This is a genomic window from Acidobacteriota bacterium, from assembly GCA_034211275.1.
In the GTDB taxonomy this organism is placed as follows: Bacteria; Acidobacteriota; Thermoanaerobaculia; order Multivoradales; family JAHZIX01; genus JAGQSE01.
In genome coordinates this window covers 1-4632 of record JAXHTF010000304.1, presented here as the reverse complement: position 1 = coordinate 4632, position 4632 = coordinate 1, and the positions used below count along the sequence as shown (strand labels likewise).

Sequence of the window (4632 nt, the reverse complement as noted above, 5' to 3'; positions counted from 1 at the left end):
TCTGGCAGGACGGCGACCACACCAGCATCGCGGTGGTCTTGCACCAGCTGGCCGCCTATTCGCAGGCGCAGATGGACTACTTCTACGGCGAGGTCCCGGACCCTCTCAACGAAGACTACGTCCGGCCGAACATCACCCGGACGCTCCAACAAGCGCCGCGCTGGGTCGTTCGGCTGCTGATGGCCTGGATGCATTGCTCGCAGCAGGAGCTCGGCCTCTCCGACAAGGTCTGGTACCGCATCGGGGAGAGGACCAAGGGGGAAGATCTGGTGGAGCACATGCACTCGGGCACCCCCTACCTGGCCCGCTGGGACCCCAACCAAGTCGACGAGGACAAGCGGCTCTTCTTCGTCATCTTCAACCCGGACGGCACCTGCTCCTTCGGGCTCAAGCGGGATCCCACGAGGCTCTGGCGGCTGTCCTCCAACGCCACCGGCTGGTCCTTCCAGCTGCAAAAGGAGGCCGCCGGCAAGCCCACCACCAGCTTCCGCGCCGTGCCCGGGCTCTACAACCGCCTATGGCTCTACCAGGGGGACGAGGAGGAGTGCGTGACCATCTGGGACGACGGCATCTGGTCCGGCTACGCCTGCCGCCACATCCCCCTCCACGGCCTCGACCAGGGCGTCGCCGGCTACACGAAGACCGGCCAGGTCTTTGAATTCGAGAAGGTCCGGGAGATCAACCCGACGGAGCAAAGAGCCATCCAGGCCGCCCACCCCACCTGGGGCAAGTACACCTGGTGGGGCGCTCCGCGCCGAGCGGAGTGAAGGAGGCCCGGAGGAAGCCTTGGCGCGGGTAGGCGGCGTGGGACGTCAAGTCAGCGCCGTCCTACCCGCCACCAACGGCGGCCGCCAGGACGAGCAAAAGCATGCTCAAAACCACCGCCATCCCGCCGATCACGATCCACATGCTGATGCACCGTGATCGGTGGAGCTGCTTCTTCGCGGTGGCCAGGCTTCCCAGGGTCAGCTCTTCGAGCTCCGTCTGGTCCAAGAGGTCGCGGTACCGCTGCAGATCACGGGTCGCGGCCGTATGCAGGGCCTCGGCGTCCGGATAATCGACGAAATACACGATGACCCAGGTGGCAGCGACCACCGCGCCGGCGGCCCCGAGCAACCAGAAGGCCATATCGTCGTTGATCAGGTCGCCCTTGTTGGCGAGCAGCACACCGAGGGCGGAAACGACCGCCGCGAAGACGCGATCCACGACGCTGCGGGCCGCTCCGCGGGTGGCAGCGGCGATGGTGCTCGCGGCCTCGACGGCCGCTTGTCGGGCGGCTCGGAGCGTGGCCATCGCCTCACCGGTCCGATTCTCCTCCGCGATCTTGAGCACGAAGCGCGCCCGGCGCAGCACCGGCACCGCCGCCTTCTGCAGATCCTCGGGGTCGCGGACGATCGCCTCGATGGCCTGATGCACCGACTCGTGCCGCAGATCGTCCTCCGTGGCCACCGCCATCTTCCAGAGCCGGATGGCGTCCCGGGTGGCCTCCGGCTCGGCGGCAAAGGGGGTGGCATCGAGGGCCCGCAACTCTACCTCGGCAGCGCCCTCCCAGGCGAACCGAACGGCGCCGTCGCCGATGGCCGCAGTCTCGGCGAGCCAGATCCACGTCAACGCCTGAGCAGCCCGGTGCATCCATTCCTGCACCTTCCGCAGAAATTCCGGATCCGCTGCCCCGGCGTGACAGGCCACGGGCTCTAGCAAGAAGGGGGGCGGCAAGGCACGGCGGTCATCCTGCAGCCACTCGTCGGCGTACACCCTCGCCTGCCTCAGGACCTGGGAATCGGAAGCCGCCTCCTCGCGGAGATCGTCGGATGGGGTGTCCTCGGTTGGCGTGTGCCGGGACTCCCCGTCGGGGCGTGCGGGGGGAGCAGAGGGAAGATCACCGTCCTCGACCCCGCGCCCGTGCACGCAAAGCCCGCGGGCGCAGACGTAGCCTTCAGAGAGATCATGGACGATTAGCCGCGGCCGTTCGGAGCTTGGGGGAGCAGCGTAAAGAAGCGTGATCCACCGGGTACCGCCGAGGTATTCAGCGCGCAGCGCATCCCGCTCTCGGATCCAGTAGAACCCCGATTCCGCCGCAAGGTTCCGGACCTTGATCTCGGCCTCGACGACCGCTGAACCGAGGGCTTCGAGGAGCTCCCAGGGGCCGTTCCTCTCCGCCGCCGCCACCGCTGCGGCCCGGGACTTCGGGAGGCCGGACTCTTCCCAACTACCCGTCTTCCCCGGCGCGACCCTTTCCCCCGAGGCGCGCAGCTGGATGACGCGGAGGAAGCCTCTCGCCTCGTAGGTGAGGGTCACCTCGTGATCTTCCTGCCGCAATTTGCGCAGGCCGGGAATCGCCTCGCCGATGGGAAGGCTCAAAGAGTAGACGGACAGGTCGAGGTGATGCTTGGCCTCGCCGCCATGGGTAGCGACCCAGCCCTCGACCAGGTCTACCGCGGCCGCGAGCCGAGACAGCGCCGCGCTCAACGGGTCTTCCACGTCGGCTGGCTGTCGGCCGTGATCTGGATCAGCCACTTTGCACCATCCCTACCTTCCTCGACCTTGGCGGCAATCTCCTGCTCGGCGCCGCTGATCTCGATGCCGTCCGCGTAGATGGTCGTGGTGCGCGGATGGCTTCGAACGTCCACCTTGCCAATGCTCCGAGGTTTCTCGAGCTCCTCGAGGAGCCTCTTCTTGGCCGCCGGCGGCAGCGCCTTGCTCGCCCTGACCAGTGCGGGGGCCGCCGCGGGAGTCTCCCGCGCCGCCGCTTCCTGCCTCACCTGCCGGGCCACCTCCGGCCCCGCCTCCTTGCGCACGAGGTAGTCGAATTGGTCGACGGCGTCCCGTCCTCCCACGTAGAGCCGAGCATGGAGGGAGCGCAGGAAGTAGTGCGTCTCGAAGACGTCGACAACGGCAAGATGGCTGGTTCTGCGAGGATCCGGGAACAGCGCACCCTTGTGGAGGTCGCCCGGCAGGTCGAGCAGGTCCAGGACCGGCTCGAAGAGCGCGCTGCTGTCGTCCACTTGCTCCAGCCGTGCCGCGGTGAAGTCGTAGACATCGAGTTTCAGCACGGCGGCGACGGCCTTCTTGTTGCGAGTCGCGCGCAGGGCGACGAAAAAGCCGCGACTCATGCGGTTGTCGGTGACCGAGTGCAACTCTTCGACCAGCGCATTCGCGCTCTTGATGAACTCTTCGTCGGAACCCGTTCGCAGAGCCTCGAAGTGCTCCTCCCCCGGCTTGGCGCCCTCGACCCTCAGGAAGCGCGCCGGGTCGACGATATTGTCCTTGGCTTTGTCCCAGATCTTCGTGAGGTGGCGGGAGAAGTAGTCGAGCACCTCGGACTTGACCTCGCCGATTCCACAGCGGGGTATCTGTTCGCCTCCGGGAGTCACGAAGGCATACGCGATCAGTTCTATCTTCATCGGTCGCATCCTCCAATCGCCAATCGATGGCGGTCCCCTACCTGCCCGTGGTGAAAGTCAGCCGTCAACTGGATAGACCCCGCCGCCGGCGGAGGACCAGCAGACCAGCGAGGGCCAGGGCAAGACCGATGGCAACCAGGCCGACACCGGTGAGGGTCGGGATCTCTACAAACTCCCGGCACTCGACGAGCAAGTTGCCGTGGTTGTCACCATCCGGCACATCCTCGATCACCACCTGGTGGTCCCGCTCCGCGTCCGCGGTGTGGTTCATGTACGTGAACGGGGAACCGCCGCAGATGATGTTGCCCGTGGTGGGGTCCGTGATCGTAATCGACAGGATGTCGTCCCCCATCAACTCGCACTCGGCCAAACACTTGACCCGAAACTCGACCTCCGCGGTGAAGTTGGTATTCGTCGGCAGCAGAGGGATGCAGAAGATGTCCACATCGATCAGCAGATCATCGAACGCCCCATCCTCCTCCGTGATGTTGAAGATGATGTGGCCGGCGTCGGCGGCGTTGACCGTACCGTTGAATTGAGCTTCGACGGTCAGAGAAGCTCCACCCTTGACCAAGGTCGCCATCGAGGGAGTGAAAACGACCCCCGCAACGTCGGACTTATGCCAGTTTGGAGCTGCCTCTTCGGCAGTGGCGCCGACCTGCCGCTCGAGCAGGGAGATGTCAGGAGCGACGTTTTTGTAGGGTTCTGAGTAAGCAGGAAGACCGGAGGCGGCCAAAAGAAGCATGAACACGCCACCGGTGAAGATCGAAACTAGAGTCCTGGAAGTTGCTTTCATGGCCTCTCCTTTCGAGACACAACAATGAAGGTCTCGACAGCGCGCCTCAGCAACTAAAAACTCATCTCGGCCAGCCGCAATGGGCGCTGCCGAACGGTATTGACTCTCAATCGCCGCACAGCTTTGAGCTGCACGGCGAGGCCCGCAGCTCGCCTACACGACGACTGCAGCTCACTACCAGAGATTGGCCCTCACCCAAAGAAACACTATCTTGCTCAATCATACGCCTACATTCAGAAATCCGCCAATCTGCAGGCGGAGCAGTCCCGGAGCGAATCGGGCTCAGGGCTTGTCCGTGTCGATCGCCCACCCGACGGTCGTGGGAGTTTGGTGACGGAGCTGTTTGGAGCTGAGGGTGAGACTTCGTGGTGGTGGGCTAGCGCCCACCCTACTCGCGAAGACGCAACAGCATCGCAGCTCCGCGACCTTGCG

Annotated in this window: 4 protein-coding genes; 1 reads left to right on the top strand and 3 read right to left on the bottom strand. The window is 65.0% G+C overall.

The annotated features are described in order from the left end of the window. On the top strand, positions 1-767 hold a 767-nt coding region (locus SX243_25195), incomplete at its 5' end, for a hypothetical protein (protein MDY7096286.1). A 61-nt stretch (positions 768-828) separates the two neighbouring features. Here SX243_25195 and SX243_25190 read toward each other — a convergent pair. From SX243_25190 to SX243_25180, 3 genes are read right to left on the bottom strand one after another with little or no spacing between them, the layout of a single operon-like run. Further along, on the bottom strand, positions 829-2517 hold the full coding sequence (locus SX243_25190) for a hypothetical protein (protein ID MDY7096285.1): 1689 nt from the start codon (positions 2515-2517) through the stop codon (positions 829-831). After that, positions 2466-3413, bottom strand: coding sequence for a hypothetical protein (locus tag SX243_25185; protein ID MDY7096284.1), 948 nt, complete (start codon positions 3411-3413; stop codon positions 2466-2468). Before SX243_25185 ends, SX243_25190 begins: the two co-directional genes overlap by 52 nt. A gap of 55 nt (positions 3414-3468) precedes the next feature. Further along, positions 3469-4200, bottom strand: a complete 732-nt coding sequence (locus SX243_25180) for a hypothetical protein (GenBank protein MDY7096283.1) — start codon at positions 4198-4200, stop codon at positions 3469-3471. Positions 4201-4632: the final 432 nt, after the last annotated feature.